19 protein-coding genes are annotated in these 26,131 nt (G+C 33.0%); 13 read left to right on the top strand and 6 right to left on the bottom strand.

Annotated features, from left to right (window positions below; translation table 11 throughout):
• Positions 1-5: 5 nt before the first annotated feature.
• Complete coding sequence (locus tag Q0857_RS14385) at positions 6-1,070, bottom strand: hypothetical protein (protein WP_298536565.1); 1,065 nt, start codon at positions 1,068-1,070, stop codon at positions 6-8.
• Between the two features lie 123 nt (positions 1,071-1,193).
• Here Q0857_RS14385 and Q0857_RS14380 point away from each other — a divergent pair, with 123 nt between their 5' ends.
• From Q0857_RS14380 to uvrB, 5 genes are all read left to right on the top strand, one after another.
• A complete protein-coding gene (locus Q0857_RS14380) occupies positions 1,194-2,090 on the top strand; it encodes an ABC transporter ATP-binding protein (RefSeq protein ID WP_298536552.1) in 897 nt (298 codons plus the stop codon).
• Between the two features lie 20 nt (positions 2,091-2,110).
• Entirely contained in the window at positions 2,111-2,935 is an 825-nt protein-coding gene (locus Q0857_RS14375) for an ABC transporter permease subunit (RefSeq protein WP_298536549.1), read from the top strand.
• A 27-nt stretch (positions 2,936-2,962) separates the two neighbouring features.
• Complete coding sequence (locus tag Q0857_RS14370; protein ID WP_298536546.1) at positions 2,963-5,668, top strand: T9SS type B sorting domain-containing protein; 2,706 nt, start codon at positions 2,963-2,965, stop codon at positions 5,666-5,668.
• Between the two features lie 138 nt (positions 5,669-5,806).
• Positions 5,807-10,753 carry a T9SS type B sorting domain-containing protein gene (locus Q0857_RS14365; RefSeq protein ID WP_298536543.1) on the top strand — a complete coding sequence of 1,649 codons (4,947 nt, stop codon included), beginning with the start codon at positions 5,807-5,809 and terminating at the stop codon, positions 10,751-10,753.
• Between the two features lie 27 nt (positions 10,754-10,780).
• Entirely contained in the window at positions 10,781-12,784 is a 2,004-nt protein-coding gene (gene uvrB, locus Q0857_RS14360; protein ID WP_298536540.1) for an excinuclease ABC subunit UvrB, read from the top strand.
• A gap of 59 nt (positions 12,785-12,843) precedes the next feature.
• On the opposite strand, the gene Q0857_RS14355 is transcribed toward uvrB, so the two are convergent.
• Positions 12,844-13,257 carry a TerB family tellurite resistance protein gene (locus Q0857_RS14355; RefSeq protein WP_298536537.1) on the bottom strand — a complete coding sequence of 138 codons (414 nt, stop codon included), beginning with the start codon at positions 13,255-13,257 and terminating at the stop codon, positions 12,844-12,846.
• 369 nt (positions 13,258-13,626) lie between these two features.
• On the opposite strand from Q0857_RS14355, the gene Q0857_RS14350 reads away from it, so the two are divergent.
• Positions 13,627-13,899, top strand: a complete 273-nt coding sequence (locus tag Q0857_RS14350) for a DUF1456 family protein (protein ID WP_298536534.1) — start codon at positions 13,627-13,629, stop codon at positions 13,897-13,899.
• Positions 13,900-13,943: 44 nt separating this feature from the next.
• Here Q0857_RS14350 and Q0857_RS14345 read toward each other — a convergent pair whose 3' ends face one another.
• Complete coding sequence (locus tag Q0857_RS14345; RefSeq protein WP_298536531.1) at positions 13,944-14,294, bottom strand: hypothetical protein; 351 nt, start codon at positions 14,292-14,294, stop codon at positions 13,944-13,946.
• 169 nt (positions 14,295-14,463) lie between these two features.
• Positions 14,464-15,654 carry an ADP-forming succinate--CoA ligase subunit beta gene (sucC, locus tag Q0857_RS14340; protein WP_298536528.1) on the bottom strand — a complete coding sequence of 397 codons (1,191 nt, stop codon included), beginning with the start codon at positions 15,652-15,654 and terminating at the stop codon, positions 14,464-14,466.
• A gap of 201 nt (positions 15,655-15,855) precedes the next feature.
• On the opposite strand from sucC, the gene lysA reads away from it, so the two are divergent.
• Positions 15,856-17,088 (top strand): diaminopimelate decarboxylase, encoded by a 1,233-nt coding sequence (lysA, locus tag Q0857_RS14335; protein WP_298536525.1) that lies wholly within the window; start codon positions 15,856-15,858, stop codon positions 17,086-17,088.
• 53 nt (positions 17,089-17,141) lie between these two features.
• Here lysA and Q0857_RS14330 read toward each other — a convergent pair whose 3' ends face one another.
• Positions 17,142-18,185, bottom strand: a complete 1,044-nt coding sequence (locus tag Q0857_RS14330) for a T9SS type A sorting domain-containing protein (RefSeq protein WP_298536513.1) — start codon at positions 18,183-18,185, stop codon at positions 17,142-17,144.
• Between the two features lie 325 nt (positions 18,186-18,510).
• Here Q0857_RS14330 and Q0857_RS14325 point away from each other — a divergent pair, with 325 nt between their 5' ends.
• From Q0857_RS14325 to Q0857_RS14300, 6 genes are all read left to right on the top strand, one after another.
• Entirely contained in the window at positions 18,511-19,557 is a 1,047-nt protein-coding gene (locus Q0857_RS14325; protein WP_298536512.1) for a hypothetical protein, read from the top strand.
• A 16-nt stretch (positions 19,558-19,573) separates the two neighbouring features.
• Complete coding sequence (locus Q0857_RS14320) at positions 19,574-20,611, top strand: hypothetical protein (RefSeq protein ID WP_298536510.1); 1,038 nt, start codon at positions 19,574-19,576, stop codon at positions 20,609-20,611.
• 95 nt (positions 20,612-20,706) lie between these two features.
• Positions 20,707-22,029, top strand: coding sequence for an MBOAT family protein (locus Q0857_RS14315; protein ID WP_298536508.1), 1,323 nt, complete (start codon positions 20,707-20,709; stop codon positions 22,027-22,029).
• A 21-nt stretch (positions 22,030-22,050) separates the two neighbouring features.
• Complete coding sequence (locus Q0857_RS14310) at positions 22,051-22,938, top strand: nuclear transport factor 2 family protein (RefSeq protein WP_298536506.1); 888 nt, start codon at positions 22,051-22,053, stop codon at positions 22,936-22,938.
• A 13-nt stretch (positions 22,939-22,951) separates the two neighbouring features.
• Positions 22,952-24,139 carry a DUF1624 domain-containing protein gene (locus Q0857_RS14305; RefSeq protein ID WP_298536504.1) on the top strand — a complete coding sequence of 396 codons (1,188 nt, stop codon included), beginning with the start codon at positions 22,952-22,954 and terminating at the stop codon, positions 24,137-24,139.
• 15 nt (positions 24,140-24,154) lie between these two features.
• Positions 24,155-25,573, top strand: a complete 1,419-nt coding sequence (locus Q0857_RS14300; RefSeq protein WP_298536502.1) for an amidohydrolase family protein — start codon at positions 24,155-24,157, stop codon at positions 25,571-25,573.
• On the opposite strand, the gene Q0857_RS14295 is transcribed toward Q0857_RS14300, so the two are convergent.
• The gene (locus Q0857_RS14295; RefSeq protein WP_298536500.1) at positions 25,574-26,128 is read right to left on the bottom strand and encodes a hypothetical protein; all 555 of its coding nucleotides are present in this window, start codon (positions 26,126-26,128) and stop codon (positions 25,574-25,576) included.
• Positions 26,129-26,131 lie beyond the last annotated feature (3 nt).

The raw sequence follows: 26,131 nt of genomic DNA, 5'->3' as shown, positions 1-26,131 counted from the left end.
ACAGCCTAATGTCTTAAATTTACTGGATTTACATTTTCGTAGTTACGTGTTAAAAACTCTAACGAGTATTTTAGCAAATCTCCCATATTTTTACTCCTCTTAAAATTCACATCATGCGTATAATCAAAAATTGTCATTTTTAAGAGTTCAACATGCTCTTCAGTCGAAATTTCATCAGCCCTCATACATTCAATTAACCTCCCTACCCGGTTATAAAAACTCTTTAAACGTTTAACCAATATGGAACGTTCTTCTGTTTTATATTGATCTATAGATAACTTTTGAATACTACGAGATACAAGCTGAACCATTTCGTAATTTTCCTTAAAATATTGAGGTCTATAAATATTAAATTTTCCTTCATAAGACTGCTGATCAAAATCTATAGCTCTAATTTTATAAACCACTTTATCAAAATCGTGTGTTGGAACGATAACATAATTGTACGATCGCATGTCCCCAAGCATCCTTATCATGCAACGTTCATTAAACTTAACAAATTCCTTTGCTATTTGCGATTTTTCAGATTTACTACAATTTGGCAGCATTTTTTTAATAAACTCATCTCCAGGAATACCAGCTATATGCTCTTCAATCAACGTACTTTCATATACTAAAAAATTTAAATTATATGGAGATAACATATGCTCTAATTCAAGGCCATAAATACGAGACGCATCTGCAACTTTTACATAAAAATATGTGGAATTGTCATTTAAAATATTTCGAATTTTTATTCTGAATGGTTTAGAATTTCCAAACGTACAATAGTCAATAGCATCAACGCTTAAAAAAGGTAAGATATTCTCATTTCCATCTGAATGGAAAATGGTATAAACTTTCTTTAGTGCAGATTCAATTTCTTCTCTTTCAAATTCATTGTAATACACCCGAATCCAAAGTGTATCATTATCTTCTTTATCATAAACTACAATAGAACCTTGAAAGCGCAGCAAGTCATCATAAAAAATAGGAATCTTAACGTTTCTATTATACTTAGTAAGATACTTATCTAATTTTGAAGAAATTGGAAACGACGGTTTTCGCTTGGATATTTTTAAATCTTGCATAGCCTAAATCTTATTCAAATTTAACGTTTTTAAATATAATAATTGTAACAAAAACTAAACACATTCGTCATACTTTAAAACTAACCTATGCTAATAGTAAATTGGCACTAAAATTATAATCGTTTGGAATCTATTCTTACAATTAACAACCTTACTAAAAAGTTTGGTCATTTAACAGCGGTTAAAGATTTAACCTTCACCATAAATAAAGGGAATGTTTACGGTATTTTAGGACCTAACGGTAGTGGTAAATCTACCACACTTGGTATTGTTTTAAATGTTGTAAATAAAACAGAAGGTAACTTTCATTGGTTTGATGGTAATACAAGTACGCATGATGCCCTAAAAAAAGTTGGTGCCATAATCGAGCGTCCAAACTTTTATCCTTATATGACGGCTGCTCAAAACCTGAAGTTAGTCTGTAAAATTAAAGGAGTTGATTATTCTAAAATCGACGAAAAACTTGAAATTGTAGGTTTATTAAATAGAAAAAACAGTAAGTTTAGAACTTACTCGTTAGGGATGAAACAACGATTAGCCATTGCCTCTGCCCTTTTAAATGATCCTGAAATTTTAATTTTAGATGAGCCTACCAATGGTTTAGACCCTCAAGGGATTCATCAAATTAGAGAAATCATAAAACAAATTGCAGAAAAAGGAACTACTATTCTTTTAGCGTCTCATCTTTTAGATGAAGTTGAAAAAGTATGCTCTCATGTTGTTGTTCTTCGCAAAGGGGTTAAACTATATTCAGGTAGAGTTGATGAAATGATTTCCAGTCATGGTTTCTTCGAATTAAAATCTACAGACAACTCTAAATTAATCACCTTACTTGAAAAGCATAAATCTTTTAATAAAGTTATTTCCAAAAATAATTTGATTACCGCATTTCTATCTGAACCCATGAGGTCTGAAAATTTTAATGAGTTTGTTTTTAAGCAAGACATTATTCTTACACATTTGGTACAGCGTAAAGAAAGTCTTGAAGAGCAATTTTTACAATTAACAGATAACAACTAACTCACTCAAAACCAACTCTAATGTTAAGACTTTTAAATTTAGAATTGCAAAAACTATTGCTTAATAGAACAAGTAAAATACTCATATTCATATCTTTTGTTTTACCTTTCTTTGTTATTCTTCTTTCTTCTTTAAAAATCAATGTTTTTGGTTTTTTTACTCTAGAATTAGGTGAATTAGGTATTTTCAATTTCCCAGTAATATGGCATCTAACAACGTTTTTTGCCTCTCAGTTTAAATTTTTCTTTGCCATAGTAGTAGTAAGTATGATTGGCAATGAATATAGCAACAAAACAATAAAGCAAAATCTTATTGATGGATTAAGCAAAAAGGAGTTCATTTTATCAAAGTTCTATACTATAGTTTTCTTTTCACTTATTTCCACAATTCTCATTGCACTTATTTCTTTCTGTATAGGTTTATATTATTCAAGCTATACCGAAGCATCTATAATTTTGAGAGAAACAGAATTTCTTTTAGCCTATTTTGTCAAACTCATTGGTTTCTTTAGTCTCTGTTTGTTCTTCGGAATGCTGGTAAAACGTTCGGCCTTTGCATTAGCCTTTTTATTTATTCTCTTTATTGTTGAATGGATTTTGTTTGGAATTATGGCATGGAAACTAGATTCTAATTTAGCAGAAAAAATTCAGAATTTTTTCCCTTTAAAATCTATGTATAAATTAATAGATCAACCTTTTCAACGTATAGCAATGTCTAAATTCCCGGAAAAAGCAAATTTAGTATATGACTACGGAGCACACGGTTATGAAATTTTAATTGTACTCTGTTGGACAGCTCTATTTATACTTTTATCCTTTAGATTATTAAAAAAGCGTGATTTATAATATCTTTGATAGCCTTGCTATATAAAGATGAAAAAGATTTTTTTGTTAACACTAAGCTTTGTTTGCTTCAATAATTATGCCCAAAATGAAGCTACAAACTGGTATTTTGGATATGGCTCTGGGATTAGGTTTAACTTAACAAACAATACTGTCTCTGCTCTTACTGATGGCAAACTAAACACAACAGAAGGTTGCGCAACTATTTCTGACGGCCTAGGAAACTTAGTTTTTTATACCGATGGCATAACCGTTTGGAATAAAGATCATGATGTTATGCCAAATGGCAGAAATTTGTTTGGAGACCCTTCAAGTACTCAGTCTGCAATTATTGTTCCTAAACCAAATAGCGATAGTATTTATTATATTTTTACGGTTGACGACCATGGTTTTAACCTACCCCATTTTGGATTAAATTATTCTGTTGTTGACACATCTCTAAACGATGGTTTAGGCGAGGTTACCTCGAAAAACGTTAATTTATTAAAACAATGTTCAGAAAAAATCACAGCAGTTCTAAAAAACTGTATCACTGGTTCTATTTGGGTACTAGGTCTTGCCTCAGAAAATGGCAAATTAGATATTTACAACACATTTCATGCTTTTGAAGTTAGTGATTCAGGCGTCAATCAATTTTCTGTAAAGTCACCTTTTGATATTGAAATTATTGATGAACGAGGTTATTTAAAATTATCTCCGGACGGCACGAAAATGGCTTGCGCGAATGCAACTAGCGGTTTATTTTTATATGACTTTGATGCTAATACTGGTACTATAAGTAATCAAATAGAACTTTATTTAAACGATCCCGCGGGTGTAGCTTACGGCGTTGAATTTTCTCCAAACAATCAACTACTTTATGTTAGCTCATCAAATGATTTTTTGGATCAAGAAAACCTTCAAAATAATGAGAATGAAGAGAATCACAAATCACTACTAACTCAATTTAATCTTTCAGCAACTAATATAGAGACATCGGCTATAACCATAGATAGTAGACAACTCTTTAGGGGGGCTCTTCAACTTGGTCCTAATGGCAAAATTTACAGAGCTCTTAGTAAAACATACACCAAAGGTATAAATAGTCTTGGAGTCATAAATAATCCGAACGAACTTGGTCTTAACTGTAATTATAGACATAATAGTATAAGTTTAGGCGCCTCTCAATCTTCCCAAGGTTTACCCCCGTTTATTTCCTCGTTTTTTAACACAAAAATTGACATTATAAAAAATGGTAAAAGCACCACAAACCTAGGTGTTTGCGATGGTGGTTCTTACACCCTATCTGCAGACGAAATCTCGGGAGCGACTTATATTTGGACACGTGACAAAGTTGTATTAGCGGAAACTAGTCGAAAATTAGAATTGTCCGGTTCAGACTCTGGATATTACGAAGTCTATATTGATCCTAATAATGGCGACTGTGCTTTAGAGGGAGAGGCCTTTGTGAGCTTCAATAAAAACCCAGAGGCCATAAATGAAACTTTATTTCAGTGTGATGAGGATGTAGATGGGTTAACAACTTTTAATTTAAAAGAAAGTATAAAAGCTATAACTAATAATACCAGTAGAAGAACTGTAGAATTCTTTCTAAACGCATCAAGAACTGCCAAAATTGAAAATTATATTTTTAATAATACTCGAAACCCGCAAACTATTTTCACAAAAGTTATTGATGATAACACTGGTTGTTTTAGCTTATCGGAAATAACATTAGAAGTAAGTGTAACAGATTCTGTCGATACGGAATTAACTATTTGCGACGATGATGGCATTGAAGACGGACTGCATATTTTCAACTTAAATGATGCTAAAAATAAAATAATAAACAGCTCTTCAAATTTAACAATATCCTATTATAAAACGTATAATGACGCGCTTATAGAACAAAACGAGCTAAGCACTTTATACACCAATTCTATTCCATATTCTCAAACTATTTATGCCCGTGTTGAAAATAACAATCAGTGTTATGGCATTAATACCATTGAACTTATAGTAAATCCGCTCCCTGAAATTGGGGAAGATGAAGTATTATATTATTGCTTGAATAAATTTCCTGAGAAAATAAAATTATATGCAGGAATATTAAAACAAACATCATCCAATTATAAATATAATTGGTCAACGGGTGAAAGCACCTCAGAAATCCATGTGAATTCTACTGGCACATTCACGGTTTCTGTAGTCAATAATTTTGGATGTATAAAAACAAAAACAATTGTAGTTGAGGCAGCGAACGTAGCATCCTTCGAGAGCATAAATGTTACTGATGCTACTGAAAATAATACAATTACTGTAATTACATCAGGAGAAGGTGTGTACCAATACCAATTGTTGGATAACAATAACATGGTGACTACTTCTTTTCAAGATGAAAACACCTTTTCAAATGTTTTTCCAGGTATTTATACGGTATCAGTCAGAGACATTAAAAACAACTGTGGTGAAGTTAATGATATTGTATCTGTTATTGGCTTTCCAAAATTTTTCACTCCAAATAATGATGGCCGCCATGATACATGGCAAGTTTATGGTGTATCTCAAATGTTTCAACCAAATACCAAAGTTCAAATATTTAACAGGTTTGGAAAACTAATAAAAGAACTCACCCCTTTAGGAGAGGGCTGGAATGGGATACTTAATGGAGTTAAACTACCATCGGATGACTATTGGTTTTCGGTAAAACTTCAAGACGGTAGGGTTTATAGGAACCATTTTGCTTTGATTAATTAGAACTTAAAACCAATTAAAATGAATTTTAACCATTTTATTTTAATTTGAGCCAAAATAAGGCTAATTTCCCCGCAAAATTTAAGGCTTTCAAGGCTTTTGTTTTTTGCCTAGAAATCATGTTGAAAAAGCCTACTAGCGATGAAATTCGTTTACTACATATTATTTGTTTTTCTCTGCTGTAACAATTTATTGTTCTCGCAACAAATTACTATTGATGATTCTGTTGGTTTAGATGCACTTATACAAGATAATCTTGTTGATGGCTGTGCCGTTATTGATAATATTAGCTCACCTGTTAATGGAAGTGCAAATGGATTTACAAGTTATGGTTACTTTGAACGCTCGGGTTCAAGTTTTCCTTTTGAAAAAGGAATTGTTCTCTCTACAGGAGGAGCAGCATCTGGAGGTAATGCTGTAAGGACGCCAACTTTAAGCGAAGGGTCTACAACTTGGGGAACAGATCCAGATTTAGAAGCTGCTTTAGGAACTACCAATGGTTTTGTAAATGCAACAGCTATAGAGTTTGATTTCACTTCTACTTCTAATCAATTTCGATTTAACTACCTAGTTGCTTCAGAAGAATACGATGATGTTAACCCTTGTTCAATTTCCGACTCTTTTGTCTTTCTTATAAAAAGAGCTGGTACAGCAGATCCATATACTAACTTGGCTACTGTTCCAGGAACCTCAACCCCTATTCAAACAAGTACCATTCATAATATTCAGGCTTGCCCAGGAGGTGTTCAAAATGAACAATTTTTCGAAGGTTATGCCATTGGAGACACAAATTTTAATGGTAGAACAACCGTATTAAGCGCTTCTGGTAAGGTTGAGCCAAATGAGACCTATCACATTAAATTAATTATCGCAGATCAAGCTGATAGCACTGTTGGTGCTTTCGATACGGCCGTATTTATTGAAGGTGATAGTTTTAGAGTACTAGACTTAGGTGATGATATCTCTACTTGCGCTGGTTCTGTTGAATTAAATGCTGATATTGAAAACGCATTTGCTTCCTATGCATGGTACCACAATGGTGTTTCCATACCAAACCCTGATAATGACCCTACTTTACTAGTCACTGATAACGGCACATATAGGGTTGAGGTTGCTGTTCCTTTAAATGGAACAAACTGTGTTGAAGATGATGAAATAATAGTTGAATTAAACGCTACAGAATCTATTGATCCCATATCCGATTATGAATTATGTGAAGACTCTGGTGCAGTTATATTTGATTTAACAACTAAAAATCCGGAGTTAAATATTCCTTTTACCAATTATGGTATTAGCTATCATTATTCAGAAACAGAGGCTAGAAGCAATTCTAATGAAATAACTCTACCAATTGGTAACCCGCCAAACGGGCAAGAAATATTTGTTAGAGTTCAAGATACAGATAGTAATTGTTTTGCTTTCACTAGTTTTGATTTAATCATAAACTCAAAACCTAATATACCTACAATAACACCTCTTACTGCCTGTGATGGGGATAGTAATCCAGATGGTTTTACAGTTATAGACTTAACCCAAAAAACTGATGAGATTGTTAAAGAAGATCCTAGTCTGGTTGTTACCTATCATCTAAATGCTACTGATGCAGCAAATGGAACAGATGCCGAAACGTTGATTGTTAACTCTTCCTCATCACAAGACATCTATGTAAGAGTTCTTAATACCGTGACCAATTGTTTTAACACGGCTACATTCCAAGTTAATACTGAAATAAGCCCTGAGGTTAATAGAGACCCCCAATTTATTAACGCATGTGATAGTGACTTGGATGGAAACGCTTTTTTTGATTTAACCCAAGTCATTGCACCAATTCTTAACGGACTTACAGGTGTTTCAACAACGTTTCATGAAAGTTTTGACCATGCCGAATCTAATACAGACCCTATTCCAAACGAATCTAATTACGAATATACAAATGCCGTTTTAGAGCCAGGTTCAGCAACATTATATTTAAGAATTGAAGATGATGTTACTGGATGTGCCTCCATTATTCCCTTTGAAATTCACACCAACTTATTACTAACTGGTACTGACGTAGGAGATTTTGCAATTTGCGATGATAATACAGACCCAGATGACGCCATTAACTTTAATCTTTTCGTTATTGAAACGTCAATTGCAAATGAAATGACTACGGATAATGGATTACCAAATAACATTGAAGTCACGTTTTATCGCACTCCAGAAGATAGAGATAGCGGAAATGCTTTAGATAAAAGCCTCCCATTTAATGCTTTTAACCCCCAAGTCGTATATGTTGAAATTGATGATGGTGCTGGATGTAAAGAGGAAACAGACATCACTTTAATTATAAACCCTATTTTATTATTCGAGGAAAAGACTTTACCATATTGTGACGACGATGATGATGGCATTGTACAAATAGATCTAACATCGTTAGATGATATAATTAATGACGGTAATTCAGATTTTGAGGTTACCTATTTCGAAAATCAAACAGATGCAGATGGCAATATTAATCCTTTACCTCAATTTTATGAAAATACGGACCCAGTAACGGAACTTTTTGCAAGAATAACTAGCCCTGGAGCAGTAGGTTGCCATACCGTAAACCCTTTTAAAATTGAGGTGATAACAGCACCTTCGGCAAACACACCGGTTAATATTGTACTTTGCGATAATTTTGACGGTGAAACTGATGGTTTTGTTGAGGTAAATTTAAATAATAAAATTAGTGATATAGTATCGAGTACAGTAGGACTTGATATTGACTTTTTCACCTCCTTTGACGATGCTGATACTAAAACAAACGAAATTCCAGAATCAGAAAGAGATACCTACAACACAAATACGCAAACCATATTTGTACGTATAGAGGATATAGTTAGTAATACAAATTGTTATAATATAGTATCTTTTGAGACCTTCATTAATACGGAGCCCATAATTCCAAATAATATTGAGTTTCAAATATGTAAAACTGACGGTTCAGATGTGGCTGATTTCATATTGTCAGAAATAGATGAGGATGTTCTAAATGGACAAACAGGAAAAGAAGTTTTTTATTTCGAAGATGCTGCATTTACTATGCCTATTCCAAAGGATGTAATTTATAACAACATATCAAGAGAACAAACTATTCATGTTCGGGTTGAAAACACTACAGACCCAACCTGTTTTGACACGGGTAACATACAATTAATAGTATCTCCAGCTCCCGACTACAATCCTGTAATAGATTTTGTGATTTGTGATGATTCGGGCTCTAGTGGCGAATATGAACTTGACTTGAATAAAAAAATAGCTGAGTTAAGTGAGGGGTTTACGGGTGATGATTTAAATATTTCCTTTCATATTAGTCCTGAAGATGCTGATAATAACGAAAATTCTTTACCAGATCCATATTCTTTCACTAATACCTCTAAAACAACAGAAACTATTTATATTAGGATTGAAAATGACAATTCGCTTTGTCATGTTGTTGAGCCCATTAATATTCTAATTACTGCAATTCCTAGTGTTCTTGTTGGTAACCCCTCAATAACAAATTGTGCAGACACATTTGGGGGAAATGCAAATTTTGACTTAACCGCCTTTAATTTACTAACACAGACTCCAGACTTTCAGATAATAGATAGGTTAAGAGATATACTAATCATTAATTATTACAATGAGCTGTCTGATATAAATGAGGATGATGGAAGAGATGCTTCAAATGAAATTATAGATCCTTCTAATTTTACTTCAGCATCAAAAACCATCTATTTCACGGTTACTAATCCTATTACTGGATGTTATACCCTCGTACCTTTAGAACTTTTAGTGAACAACCCTCCGCAATTTACCCCTATTGATACTATCCCCATATGTGATAATGATACGGACACTTATGATTTATCTTTAGTTAACAATATGATTGTTGATGATTCTTCCTTAGTAAACATATCCTATCATAGCACTAACGATGACGCGGAAAACAATGTATTCCCATTAGGTAATACTTATAATTACACTAGTTCAGTTCATACAATTCATCTAAGGCTGGAAGATGTAAGTAACGGTTGTTTTACAACAACGTCATTTAACTTACAAATAAACCCAAATCCTGTTGCCACTATCCCACCAGACTTAATAAGCTGTGATGATGATTTTGATGGTTTTTTTGCTTTTAATTTAACAGAAAACACGAATAACGTTTTAGGAACACTCTCTCAGTCTTTATATACAGTCACCTATTTCGATGCTATAGCTAATGCCGAGGAAAACACAAACGCATTAAACGCACCTTATTCGGCTAAAAATGGAGATATTATTTATGCTCGATTAGAAAACAATAATACAGGGTGTTATGACATAACCCAATTTAATATTATCGTACATCCATTACCAGTTATCCCTATAAACGACGTTGTCCCTTTATGCGATGGTATACCAATTAGTGTTGACGCCTATACGGGTGACCCTAACGATGTTTATTTATGGTCTACAAATGTTAACCCTCCAGTAAATAATTCTTCTTCAAGTGAGATTTTTGTGACCCCAAATGAGCTAGGAGACTATTCTGTAACTGTAACCACAGCTAATAATTGTTCCTATACCAAAACTTTTACAGTAATAGAGTCTGAACAGGCTGAAATAGAATTCACCTCTACTGTAGACTTTCAGGACCCAAATAGCATAACTGTAGACATAAATCTAGGTAGAATAGGAAATTATGTCTATGTACTTGATGGAGGAAATCCACAAACTTCGAACGTTTTTGACAATGTCAGTTTCGGTATGCATGTTGTTACGGTACGTGATTTAAATGGCTGTATGGATATTTCAAAAGAAGTTTTTGTTTTTGACATCCCAAAGTTTGTAACGCCAAACGGAGACGGTATTTATGACACTTGGCATGTTACTGGGGCCAATCAGCTTCCGGGAACCATTGTTTATATTTATGATAGATATGGTAAACTTTTAAAAACTTTACCTCATAATTCCACGGGATGGAATGGTAATTATAACGGTCAAAAAATGCCCTCAGACGATTATTGGTTTCTAGCAAGTATTGTTCAGGACGGCAATACATTTCAAATCAAAGGCCATTTTGCTTTAAAGCGATAGCATTTATATTTTGTGTAATTTTGCATAATGCAATTTAAAATTGAATCTGAATTTAGTCCTACCGGCGATCAACCACAAGCGATCAAACAACTCGTTGATGGTATCAACACCAACGAACAATACCAGACACTTTTAGGGGTTACAGGCTCTGGAAAAACTTTCACTGTTGCCAATGTTATTGAAGAAGTACAACGCCCTACTCTAGTTCTAGCTCATAATAAAACGCTTGCGGCTCAACTATATTCTGAATTCAAACAGTTCTTTCCCAACAATGCTGTCGAGTATTTTGTTTCCTATTATGACTACTATCAACCAGAAGCATATATTCCGGTTTCGGGTGTTTATATAGAAAAGGATTTATCAATTAACGAGGAAATAGAAAAAATGAGATTAAGCACCACATCATCTTTACTATCTGGAAGACGGGATGTTTTGGTTGTAGCCTCCGTTTCTTGTTTATATGGTATTGGAAATCCCGTTGAATTTCAAAAGAACGTCATCACCCTAGAACGTGATCAAAAAATTTCAAGAACAAAACTATTACATCAATTAGTACAAAGTTTATATTCGAGAACAGAGGGCGAATTCCATCATGGCAATTTTAGAATTAAAGGAGATACTGTTGACGTTTTTCCAAGTTATGCAGACGATGCGTTTAGAATTCATTTTTTTGGTGATGAAATTGAAGATATCGAGTCTTTCAATATACAAACCAATCAAGTTGTTGAGAAATATGATAGATTAAACATATATCCTGCCAATATGTTCGTAACATCCCCAGATATTCTCCAAGGTGCTATTAAAGATATTCAAGATGATCTTGTAAAACAACATGATTATTTTAAAGACATAGGAAAACACCTGGAAGCAAAAAGACTTAAAGAAAGAACAGAGTTTGATTTAGAAATGATACGTGAGTTAGGGTATTGTTCGGGTATTGAAAACTATTCGCGATACTTGGATGGTAGATTACCAGGAACTCGACCATTTTGTTTGCTAGATTATTTCCCAGATGATTTTTTAATGGTTGTAGATGAAAGTCATGTAACTATTTCCCAAGTCCATGCCATGTATGGAGGAGATAGAAGCCGAAAAGAGAACCTGGTAGAATATGGATTTAGACTTCCTGCTGCTATGGATAATAGACCATTAAAATTTGAAGAGTTTGAAGCATTACAAAATCAAGTGATATATGTAAGCGCAACCCCTGCTGATTATGAATTACAAAAAACGGATGGGATTTATGTTGAACAAGTTATCAGGCCAACAGGCTTATTAGACCCTATTATAGAAGTACGTCCAAGCCTAAATCAAATTGATGACTTAATAGAAGAAATTCAGCAACGTATTGAAAAAGATGAGCGTACGCTAGTAACCACATTAACAAAACGTATGGCAGAAGAATTAACTAAATACTTAGATCGGATTCAGATTAGATGTCGTTATATTCATAGTGATGTTGACACCTTAGAACGTGTTGAAATTATGCAAGATTTACGTAAAGGCTTATTCGATGTTTTGGTTGGTGTAAACCTACTTCGTGAAGGATTAGATTTACCAGAAGTGTCCCTTGTAGCCATTTTGGATGCAGACAAAGAAGGTTTTTTACGATCGGCTCGATCACTAACTCAAACTGTTGGTAGAGCTGCAAGAAACCTTAATGGAAAAGCCATTATGTATGCTGACAAAGTGACTAAGAGTATGCAAAAAACAATAGATGAGACTAGCTATAGACGTGAAAAACAAATAGCTTATAATTCAGAAAATAATCTTATTCCCAAAGCATTAAATAAAAGTCTGGATAATGTTTTGTCTAAAAACTCTGTAAGTACTTATAGTTATGAATTAGAAGCTGCTAAAGCAGCAGAACCAGAAAGCGAATATTTAAGTAAACCAGAACTTGAAAAGAAAATACGTGAAAAACGAAAGCTTATGGAAGAAGCTGCAAAAGCCTTAGATTTTATAATTGCCGCTGAGCTGCGTGATGAAATAAAAACATACCAAAACAAACTAGAAAAGCTAAAAGTTTAACTTTTAGCTTTTCACTGCCCATTAAGAGCAAACATTTTAAAACCTATTTAACTTAGCTATTAATTATATTGGGTTTTAAATATGTCAATCAACACATCTGGTGGTACTATTTTATTGGGAAAACTTTCCATTAAATACAACACCTTTGTTATGGACTCATGACTTAACCCCATTCTTAATCCGAAATTGTAAAGTTTAATAACTCCTTTTGAGTTATTATCTTCATTAAACTCTTGTTCAATATTCATTAACAAAACCAATCTATGAAATTGAACAATACGTTCACTATGAGATTTTAAGTGAGTATATGTTATAGGATTCTCTATTAAGTATTCAAAATCTTCACGAGAAATATCCAACTGTTTTGCTACTCCTAATAGAAAATTATATTCAATTCTTTTTATGTCCTTATCATATTTTGCAAAGGCAATCATTTCTGATAAAAGACTCAATTTTTCTACTCTATTAATCATTATTATAGGGATAAACTAATTACATTATAAAGTTACGCAGAAGAGCCTTTTAATAATCCCGCAAAAAATGTAACTTATCGAAAAGTGATAGGTATTTAATCGTATTTTTCTTTGTTTCATCATTCGGCATAATTAATTCATCTAAATAAAATGCATTTTAACATATTGACTATCTAAAAATATTCAGAACCACATTAACGCAATTTATTGATTAACAATTATTTAAAATAAAAAATATCTCAATAAATTGGTTTTTAAAAACCATAAATATTTAGGGTATCTTTGTAATCTCCGAAAAAGCTAAAAACATGCTTGAGTATAAGAGGTATCGATGAAATGCATTCCCAACTAAAGACTTAAAAAATTGATATGACAAATAATGATATTCTGAAAAAACTAAGAGTTGCACTTAAGTTACGCGATGATGATATTGTTAAAATTTTAGCACTTGTTGATTTTAGAATTTCTAAAAGTGAACTTGGTGCTTTTTTCAGAAGAGAAGACCATCCAAAATACATGGAATGCGGAGATCAAATTCTTAGAAATTTTTTAAATGGCTTGGTCATTCATTTAAGAGGACCTATGCCTCCTAAACAAAAATCGACTCCCAAAGGAGATTCTAGAAAACAAAAAAAAGAGTAACTGTTTTAAGTTACTCCTTATAATGCATGGTTTACAAAAAGCTATTAATTGGCACTTAGCCTAATAGGAAATTTATACCGCTTATATTTTTGATTGTTTTTTACAGGAAGTTTTTTATAGTTAAGTTTTGTTTTTATGAAAAACTCAACGTCTTTGTTTTGTGAATCTACAGACAAAACAACAATTTCATTTTTTTTGTTAAACATAATAGTTACAAAGGCTACTTCGTCTTTTTCAATTTTAAAATTTGAATCTTTTAAAAACGTACTAAATTCCTTTTGAATTAGTTCAGATAAATGATCAATTTTAAATATTGGTTTTGGTGACGTTTCCGCCATAATTGTGCTGGTAAAAGTGATTGCTAATACCAAGAATAATGTTTTCACAGTTCTCATAATGTTTGATTTTTAATTGATTTATACTATTTAGACGACCAAATCTGAAAACAGTTACAAACACATTGCTATGTTAACACTTATTAACATTAAAAGCTTAATTAAGTCCATAAAAAAAGTAGTGATTAATAAAATCACTACTTTTTACTATCTAAAAAATATCGTTTATCTAAGCTAATACTTGCTGAACTTTATCAGCAGCCTCTTGAAATTCCGTAGCACTCATAACATCTAATCCAGAGTTATCAATTAACTCTTTTGCTATATCTGCATTTGTTCCTTGTAGACGCACAATAATAGGAACATTAATATTCCCCATATTTTTGTAAGCATCAATAACACCTTGAGCTACACGATCACAACGCACAATCCCTCCAAAAATATTAATCAATATAGCTTTAACGGCAGGGTCTTTCAATATAATTTTAAATGCAGCTTCAACACGTGCAGCATCAGCAGTACCACCAACATCTAAAAAATTGGCAGGTTCTCCACCAGCTTGTTTAATTAAATCCATGGTAGCCATAGCTAAACCAGCTCCGTTCACCATACATCCCACATTTCCATCAAGATCAACATAATTCAATCCTAACTCACCAGCTTCAACTTCAATGGCACTCTCTTCACGAACATCTCGTAAATCTACATAGTTCTTGTGTCTATATAATGCATTATCATCTATAGTTACTTTGGCATCAACTGCCATAATTTTGTTATCACTTGTTTTAAGAACAGGGTTTATTTCAAATAAAGACGAATCAGACTTTACATAAGCCGTATAAAGATTAGTCACAAACTTAGTCATCTCTTTAAAAGCCAAACCAGATAATCCTAAATTGAAAGCAACACGTCTCGCTTGAAATGGCATTAAACCAACTGCAGGATCCACCTCTTCAGTAAATATTAAATGTGGTGTTTCTTCAGCAACAGTTTCAATATCCATTCCACCTTCTGTAGAATACATAATCATATTACGTCCTGTCCCTCTATTTAATAAAACAGACACGTAAAATTCGCTAGTCTCTGTTTCGCCAGGGTAATAAACATCTTCTGCAATTAAAACTTGGTGAACTCGCTTACCTTCAGCAGAAGTCTGTGGAGTAACCAAATCCATACCAATAATTTGTCCAGCTATTTCTTCAACTTCTTTTAAGTTTTTGGCAAGCTTAACACCTCCACCTTTTCCTCGTCCACCTGCGTGAACTTGAGCTTTTATAACATGCCAACTTGTTCCAGTTTCATTTGTCAATTGCTTTGCTGCTGCCACTGCTTCTTGAGCATTTTGAGCAACAATACCTCTTTGGATGCGTACACCAAAACTATTTAATATTTCTTTACCTTGATATTCGTGTAAGTTCATAATATGCTATATAATTATAAGAATCACAAATGTAAATAATAGGCTTTACTTACCCTAATATTTAATTATTAAAACTTTCTATAATATTATCGATATTATACCGATGTTAAATATTTAACAAAATGTTTATTTTGTATAATATTTCATCTATTCCTTTGTAATATTCCATAAAGAAATATCTTTGACAAAAATTTGAATATTATGTTAGAAAATCAATTGCTAAGAATTGCACAAGATTTTGGAAGTCCCGTTTATGTATATGATGCAGAAAAAATAGAAAGTCAGTATCACAGGTTAACCAATGCCTTTAAAAGCGTAAAAAAGTTAAAGCTTAATTATGCAGTGAAGGCCTTATCTAACATATCAATTTTAAAATTATTTAAGTCTTTAGGCTCAGGAATCGATACCGTTTCAATACAAGAAGTTCAGTTAGGTTTGGCAGCAGGTTTTTCTCCTGAACAAATTATATTTACTCCAAATGGAGTTTCTTTAAAAGAGATTGAAGAAGCTGCAAAATTAGGAGTCAAAATAAATATTGATAATTTGTCTATTCTGGAGCAGTTTGGAACAAAACATCCTAACGTACCTGTTTGTATTCGTATTAACCCGCATGTTATGGCTGGAGGTAATGCTAATATTTCTGTAGGCCATATTGATTCTAAATTTGGTATTTCCATACATCAAATTCCCCATATTTTACGCATTGTTGAAAACACAAAAATGACTATCAATGGTATTCACATGCACACAGGTAGTGATATTTTAGATATTGAAGTATTTCTTTATGCAAGTGAAATATTATTTGATACGGCAAAACAATTCAAAAACCTCGACTTTATTGATTTTGGATCTGGATTTAAAGTACCTTATAAAGAAGGAGATATTGAAACTAATATTGAAGAGCTAGGAAAGAAATTATCTAGTAGATTTAACGCATTCTGTAAAGAATATGGCAAAGATCTAACCTTAGCTTTTGAACCTGGTAAATTTTTGGTAAGTGAATCTGGTAGCTTTTTAACACAAGTTAATGCTGTAAAGCAAACCACCTCTACCGTATTTGCTCAAGTAGATTCTGGGTTTAATCATTTAGTTCGCCCCATGTTTTACGGCTCTCATCATGACATTGTTAATATTTCAAACCCTAAAGGACGTGAACGTTTTTATACCGTTGTAGGCTACATATGTGAGACGGATACATTTGGAAATAACAGACGTATTAATGAAATTAATGAAGGCGATATTCTTTGCTTTAAAAATGCAGGAGCTTATTGTTTCTCCATGGCGAGTAACTATAATTCAAGATGCAGACCTGCAGAAGTATTATGGTATAACGGTAAAGCGCATGTGATAAGAAAACGCGAAACTTTTGAAGATATACTAAGGAATCAAGTAGAGCTTGATTTTTCTCCTAAAAAAGAAAAAGTAACAGCATAACTAAAAAGCGTTTCAAAATTGAAACGCTTTTTTTAAGTTTTAATATTAGAGTATTACTTTTTTATAATCTTTTCAGTCCACACTCCTTTATTGGTTAAAATTGACACCAAATATATTCCTGCATCAAGTTGCCCCACCATTAATTTTTCTAATACATTATGGGTTCTTAATACTTCCCGTCCACTTAAATCACTAACAGATATTGAATTAACTTGGAAATCTTTACCAAATTTCAAATTTAAATGACTTCCAACAGGATTCGGATAAATACTAATATCCAATTTGTACCCACTAGTTTCAAGAGTACTTAAAGTACTAGTTTCTATACTTTCCATTATAAAATCTGATAATGTAATAGGTGCCCCAATTATAGGCGTAAAACTTCCTTCAACTGAAATTGTTCTAAAAACAATATTAGCTGAATTAGCGTCGTAATAAAAATAATAAGTAAGCACAGCATCTCCCGAACCTATCAGACCTGCATCCAAATCTAACTGTTGAACAACTTTTAACCGAGTCACTTCACCATCAAAGGCGCTACTAACATTTCCAGTAAGAACATCGTTTATTTTTAAGGTACCATACCAATCTACTTCACTAGCAATAGTACCATCAAAGGTTCCATTAATATCGGTAGGTATTCCAGAATCAGAATACACAAAAGTACCAGCAGAACTATCAGAATTCCTATTATTACTTGAATTTGACAAATCATAACCCCATGGAAATGTACCCACTTCCGCAGCATCGGAATAAGTCAATACAATACCTATGTTATCTTCTATTTTAGTATATTCCACATGACCTTCACTTTGATTAGTTGTAAAAACGGTAACCCCCTCTTCTCTATCCGCATTAAATACTGAAACTCCGCTAGATGGTGATGTATGAGTATCTGTTGTATTAATTGTACTGCTCCTTGTAAGTGTATTAATTTCATAAAGACCTCCAGGTTCAGCTATATTTTCCTGATCTAAAATGATGGACGATGAGACACCAACATATTGAGTCTCTGTAACGCTGTCATATTGTTCAATAGGAATTTGGGAATATCCCAAAGAGGTAATTAATAATACTAAAAGTAGTTTTGTTTTCATAAGGAATCTATTTAAAATGAATAACCTAATTATTAAATACAAAACTAGGCAAAACCAATAACTTCCTGTCGTCATTATAGTACACTATATAGATTTTATGAATACCTTTATTTGGTTTATATCATTTTTATAATTATTTTTAGTCTCTTCCCTAAGTCTTTTTTAGCAAATACTACAAAAAAAGACACATATGATTAGAATTCACCTAACATTTAATATGAAAAGAAAATTGCTTTTTATTCTTAAATGTTATCAATCAGATTACTTCCCATAGACATAAGGCACTCATTTGATTTCATAGAACAACCAACCAAAACCAACCTATATGAAACTAAAACTGTCTCTTACAATTGCACTAACACTTACCATTATTGGAGGGAGTGCTTGGGAATTATATTGGCGATCAGATAAACTTTATCACGAGGTCTACCTTGAAGATGATCGGCATTTATGGGCTGAACATAGAGCCAAAATTAAGAATGCCTCATCAAAAGATGTTGTACTTATAGGAATGTCTAGAACAGCCTATAACCTAAACACTCACATTTGGGAAGAAACTCAGGGGATAAAACCCATTAAACTTGCCATAGATGGAAAGCTTCCAGGACCCGTTTTAAAAGATATTATTAACAACACTAATTTTAACGGCACCATTGTCATGGGTGTGGTTCCTATGGGAGTTTTCGGTGATCAAAATGGTTGGAGATATCAAGTAGCACAAAAATGGGTCGACCATTATTACAATAGAACCTACACTCAACAACTAGGATTCACTCTATCAAAACCCTTACAACGCGAGCTTATTCTTTTATCTGCTTCAGAAGATGAATATTACAATGATCTTGATTTAAAAACACTTATAAAAAAAATCAAAATTAGAGACGGAAGAATAAATGATTTTGATTTTAATTTGGTTAGGATTGGTTATAACGATGAAGACCGAAATTACCTTATGTATGAAAGACTTACAGGAAATGAAGAATATCAAAGAGAAATTACCGATTTGTGGGAGAAATTTCTTCCAGGGCTTCCCGCCTATTCTAAGGATATAGAAAAAATCATAGATAATTCTACTACTGAGCTATTGGGCTTAATAAAAAAATTTAATGATCGAGGAGGGAAAATTATTTTTATTCGTCACAAGGCCGAAGAAGGATGGCTAAACCATGCTGAAAAGTTCATGCCAAAAGCTAAAGTCTGGGATAAATTTGATGAATTAACTAATGCTCCAACCTATCACTTTCACGATTATGAGTTTATGTCTAAACACTATTTACCAGATTGGTCTCATATGAATGCAGAAGATGCAAAAACGTATACCAGAGATATGGTGAATCAATTAATTAAAGATGGACATTTAACAAAACCCTAAAACACAACCAACCGAAATGAAATTAAAAAAATCACTCATTTATGCTATTGGTCTAAGCCTTATTGCAATCATAGCCTGGGAAATCTATTGGAGATCTGAAGGATTTACAACTTCAATTGATGATAATGACGCCCTTTGGGCAGTAGAACGCGCTAAAGTTGACGAATTATCAAAAGATGATGTTGTACTCATTGGTTCATCAAGAGTTCATTTTGATATTCAATTAGACAAGTGGGAAGAAAAAACTGGAAAAAGGCCTATTCAATTGGCAAGCGGTGGTAGCTCGCCACTACCAGTTTTTCATGACATTGTTAATACCTCAAATTTTAATGGAACCATTTTAGTTGGTGTTACACCTCCTTTATTTTTTTCAACAACATTTCCTGAAGCGCAACCATGGGCATGGCCACTTGCAAGAGTCAATCATTTTCATAATAGAACATATGCACAACGCTTAAATCACCAACTATCAATACCTCTTCAAAAAAGTTTTGCTTTTCTAAGTGAAAATAAAGGTGTTGATGGTCTTAAATTAAATGAGCTGATTAATAAAATTAAGATTGGGAAACGTTCTAAAAATACAAACCCGATGCCTCCATTCCATGATTTCTCAGTTATGGCACTTGACCGCAATGTAAGAATGAAAAAACGTATGGAGACTGACACAGCTTATGCCAACACAGTAAAACGCGTATGGCAATTCTTTTTCGAAAGTGATGGGCCTCCACCAGATAAAAAATCAACCATGGCATTTTTTCTAAAAGACTTAGAGAAATTTAAAGCAAAAGGAGGAAATGTTATATTGCTTAGATGCCCTTCTTCTGATGAATTTAGAGAAATAGAAAAAAAAATCACTCCAAGAGATACCGTTTGGGATGAATTAGTAGCAAAATCAGGTATAAAAACATACCACTTTGAAGATTACCATCAGTTTCAGAACTTGACTCTGCCAGAGTGGTCTCATTTAAAAGCAGATCATGCAGACTACTTTACCGAAGAACTTATAAAAATTTTAAAAGAAGACAACGCTTTACTTAACCAAAAAACCAACTAGTCATGCTATTTAATTCACTAAGTTTCATACTTTTTTTAATTATAGTTTTAGCATTTTATTATTCTAAAATACTCAACTGGACTAACAAAAAAAGAATGCTTCTGCTTTCAAGTTATGTATTCTACGGCATGTGGAATCCTCCTTTAGTTATTTTACTATGGGTATCCACTATAATAGATTGGACTGCTGGAAAACAATTAGCTATTGAAGACAACCAAAAGAAACGCAAAATGTGGTTGATGCTAAGCATGCTAGTAAACTTAGGTTTTCTTGGGTTCTTTAAATACGGTGACTTTTTACTTGAAAATTTTGTTACAATTGTAAATAGTATAGGCATAGATTTTGAAGCAAAACCTATGGATATTATATTACCTATGGGTATTTCTTTCTACACCTTCCAAACGATGTCTTACACTATAGATATGTATAAAAGAAAAACAGAACGTGCTAGAACATTTTTAGATTTCGCTTTATATGTAACGTTCTTCCCTCAATTAGTAGCTGGCCCCATTGTAAGAGCAAAAAATTTAATCACTCAGTTTTATGAAGAAAAAAAAGCCACTTCAGAACAATTTATTTGGGGGCTGTTTCTTTTAACGATTGGTCTATTCCAAAAAATTGTGTTGGCAGACACTTTATTGTCTGAAACTACAGATAACGTATTTGGTTCTGACAAATTATTGCATGGTATTGATGCTTGGGTAGGTACCATTGCCTTTTCTGGTCAAATATTTTTTGATTTTGCTGGTTATTCTACTTGCGCCATTGGTATTGCATTAATGTTGGGTATTGTATTACCGGATAACTTTAGGTACCCTTATGCATCTCTTGGTTTTTCAGATTTATGGAAACGCTGGCATATATCATTATCTAGCTGGCTAAAAGATTATTTGTATATTCCATTAGGAGGAAACCGTCACGGCATTACTAGAATGTATGTCGCATTAATGTTAACCATGTTATTAGGTGGTCTTTGGCATGGAGCCGCTTGGACTTTTATGATTTGGGGAGGTCTACATGGCACATACCTTATATTAGAACGCCTTCAAAAACGTCATTTACCCTTTAAAATTACAAAATGGAATGGTATTTTTCTTGCTTTTATTACGTTTAGTTGCGTTAATATTACATGGGTTTTCTTTAGAGCTAGAACCTTTGAAAAAGCATGGAGCATGATTAAATCTATGTTTTACATGCAAACTGATGGTGAAAAAATCCTAGATACTTTTACAATTATTAAAGTAACCACTGTTATAGCTATTATGTTTTTATGCCACTGGCTTATGAGAAATACTTCCATGAAAGCAGTATCTTTAAAAACACCTTCTTGGGTTTTAGGTGTTATTTGGGCTATCATGACCTTTCTAATCATAATTGCACAAGGCAGTGGAGAACAATTTATTTATTTTCAATTTTAATACTTTATAAAACCGACTAAAATGAAATTCAAAAACACTTTATTTCTATTCATTGCAATTTTTAGTTTGACTAGCTCATTCGCTCAAAAAAACAATATTAAAAAAGATATGAAAATGTATTCCAAGTTATGGGATAACATTATTAACAAAGGAGAAATTGCACTAATTAGTGATCTTTATTTCTCCAAAGATATCACACTAATAATAAGTCCAGAAAGCATAGTTGGCTTAGAAAATGTCAAAACCCATTATCAACACTTCTTAACGGGATTTTCAGAAATTGATTTTACTATAGTAGACCTATTTGGCCAAGACAATAAAATAATGAAACACTGGAATTTTAAAGGAAGGCATACAGGTGATTTCTTCGGAATTCCTGCCACTGGAAAATCAGTGGACATCGATGGAGTTACCTTGGTTAAAATGCAAAATGGTAAGATTGCTCAAGAACAAGATTTTATGGATAATCTTACTTTCATGAATCAATTAGGAATTAACCCTTTTGCTATTTCAGATAATTCTAACGTTATTCAAGGTTTGTATGACGATTTTAAAACAGGAAACATTCCTGGTATTAGTGCTGCTATGGATGCCAATATTGTATGGAATGAAGCCGAAAATTTCCCCCTAGCTGATGGTAATCCATATATTGGATTTGATGCTATTGCATCAGGAGTATTTGGGCGTATTATGGAAGATTGGGAATATTGGAATCTGGCTGATGTCAAATTACATTCAGTGAATGATAATATGGTTTTAGCTACTGGACGTTATAACGCTAAGTATAAAAAAAACGGTGCTGAAATAAACCTACAAATGGCTCATTTATGGACTTTAAAAGATGGTAAAATAGTGGCGTTTCAGCAATTTGCAGATACCAAAGGAATTCATGATGCCATGAATGAGTAAATCACTTTTCTGAATGATAAAAATTAAATCACCCCGAATAGAATCCATTGACATCTTAAGAGGATTGGTCATGGTACTTATGGCTTTAGACCACGTTAGAGATTATTTTCATTACGGATCATTTTTTACTAATCCCACTGATTTAGAAACGACCACACCTTTTATATTTTTCACAAGGTTTATAACCCACTATTGTGCGCCCGTTTTTGTTTTTTTAGCAGGAACGTCAGCCTTTTTATACGGGAATAAAAAAACGAAATTAGAACTTTTTAAATTTCTATTTACTCGCGGTATTTGGCTTGTTCTTCTAGAAATAATTCTTAACAATTTTCTTTGGCAGTTTGATTGGGGTTATAGCCAAATATGGCTACAAGTAATTTGGGCTATAGGAATGAGTATGCTTGTTTTATCTTTTTTAGTTTTCTTACCAAAAAAAGCACTTATTATTATTGGTTTTTTGATTGTTTTTGCACATAATGCATTGGATAGTATTGTTATGCAAGGAACGGATTTTACCTCAGTTGTTTGGTATATCCTGCATCAACCTCACGTTGTGCCTATTGGAGATGGCTTTACCAACGTTGGCTTTTACTACCCTATTCTACCTTGGATAGGTATTATGATTCTTGGTTATTGTTTAGGGGCTTTTTACAAAAGTGATTTTAATATGGTTCAAAGACAAAAATGGTTATTGATTTTTGGTTTTGGAGGGCTTATTCTTTTCTTTATTCTAAGAGGAATTAATGTTTATGGCGATTTGGTTCCATGGTCATCGCAAAACACCACTACTAAGACTATTTTATCATTTTTTAAGGTGACAAAATATCCACCTTCGCTAGCATATACAATCGTGACTCTAGGGCCAGCATTATTATTTTTATTTGCGATTGAAAGTGTTAAAAATAAAGTCACAGACTTTTTATTGGTGTTTGGTCGGGTTCCATTATTCTATTATTTTCTGCATATTTTGATCATTCATACCCTAGCCATTATCGGAATTTTAATCTTTGGTGGAAATTGGAAAGACATGATTTTAACTCCAGAAGTATTCGAAAATGCGAAACTAATAAACTACGGCTATTCATTATTTGTTGTTTACTTGGTATGGATTGGTCTTATTGCGCTATTATATATTCCTTGCAGAAAGTATATGATTTATAAAGCAACAAATAAAGATAAATGGTGGTTAAGTTATCTCTAAAAACAATCAAAAATTATGAAAACATTTTTAGTATTAATAGCTAGTATTTTCATTACATCTCAAGTAACATGTCAGGAATTTACAGAGCAGGTTAAATCTTTTATTTCTGTAGACACCACAATTGTGGCCATTACAAATGTTACTATTATTGATGGATCTGGAAATGACATAAAAAAAAATCAAACTATTATAATAAAGAACAAAAATATTGGTAATATAGGTGATTCTAAATCTATAGAAATTCCGGAAATAGCTCTAACCATTGATGGGACAAACAAAACCATTATCCCAGGGTTGGTTATGCTCCATGAGCACTTATTTTATACAAAGTTTTTTGAAGATTGGTTTAGTGTGGGGCAAATGAGTTTTACCTTTCCAAGGTTATATTTAGCAGGAGGTGTAACGACTATGAGGACCGCTGGAAGCATTCAACCACAATCTGATTTGAATGTAAAAAAATGGATTATTGAAGGTAAAATGACGGGGCCAAAAATGGACGTAACTAGCCCGTTTATAGAAAGAGAAGGTGCGCCAATTGCTGAATTAGGTTTTATTGAAAACACAGAAGAAGTTGGTGAAATAGTAAATTTTTGGGCAGATCGAGGTGTAACATCTTTCAAACTGTATAACAGAATTACAAAAGAAGACATGGCTTTATGCGTGAAAGAAGCTCACAAACGAGGTTTAAAAGTTACTGGCCACTTATGTTCTATTACGTATGAAGAAGCCTCTAACATCGGGATAGATAATTTAGAACATGGATTTATGGCGTCATCAGATTTTAATGAAGATAAAAGTGTTGATGTTTGTGATCCATTTGAAATGAGAAAATCCTTAACTGATGAACCTGTTGACAGCCCCAAAATAAACAACCTTATTGATTTACTAATTAAAAACGGTACCGCCATTACCACAACGCCTAATGTATTTGAACCATGGACCAATCGCGAATTAATTCCTGGTGGTGGTGAAGATGCTGTTGCGCCACAGGTACTCGAGGATGTCAAAAATATTTATGATAAATTAACTAATAAAGATTCTCTCCACTTAGTTAGATTCAATAAAAATTTGGTTTGGTTAAAACGATTTTACGATAAAGGCGGAAAACTTGTTGCTGGTACAGATCCAACAGGAGCGGGAAGAACTGTGGCTGGTTATGCCAACCAGCGAACTATAGAAATTTTAGCAGAAGCAGGGTTTCCTCTTAAGGATGTTATTAAAATCTGCACTTTAAACGGAGCAACTTACCTAGAGCAACAAAACACAATAGGTACTATAGAAAAAGGAAAGTTAGCAGACCTTATTCTTATTGATGGTGACCTTCAAACCGATATTAAAAACATTAGAAACATGGAAATTGTTTTTAAAGAAGGGGTTGGATACGATTCGAAAAAAATGTTTGAATCTGTAAAAGGCAAAGTAGGTTTAAATTAATTATTCCCTCAATTTCCCTTGAAAAACCGACACTTTAGAATTAAATGGATTACCAGAAGCTCTTCTAAGCATAACAACTTGACCACAGTGCCATAGGGCATCAGAAATTGGACCGTTTATGATATTCCAAAATGGAATTTCAGTGTCAGCCAATTGCAATGGTTTATCGGTGTTTCGTAACGCATCCGCAACTATTATAAAATTCAATAAGGTTCGTTCCCGTTTATTTTCGAAATTTAATTCTTCTTTATTTTCATCTTTATTATCCTCCAAAACACTATTTCTTAAAAATTGAGATAAACCATAAAGATGATCAATCGTTTCTTCACTTGTCCTTCCAGATTCACTCGCTTTATGAGCTAAATCTTTGGTCGTTAAACCTTCTGTGGCCCAATAATATCTAAACCCTAACCCATCAACCATTCTAGCCGCCACAGTACCCGCAGTATACGTATTAGGATAATTAGGAATTTCATAATACGGTAGTTTCGCTTTGTCTTGTCCCATAACAATTGTGCTTATTGATAATATAAAAACTAAAATGATTTTCTTCATAAT

It is taken from the genome of uncultured Algibacter sp. (genome assembly GCF_947495925.1).
Lineage (GTDB): Bacteria > Bacteroidota > Bacteroidia > Flavobacteriales > Flavobacteriaceae > Algibacter_E.
The sequence above is the reverse complement of the archived record's forward strand: the minus strand, read 5'-3'. Positions and strand labels throughout refer to the sequence as shown.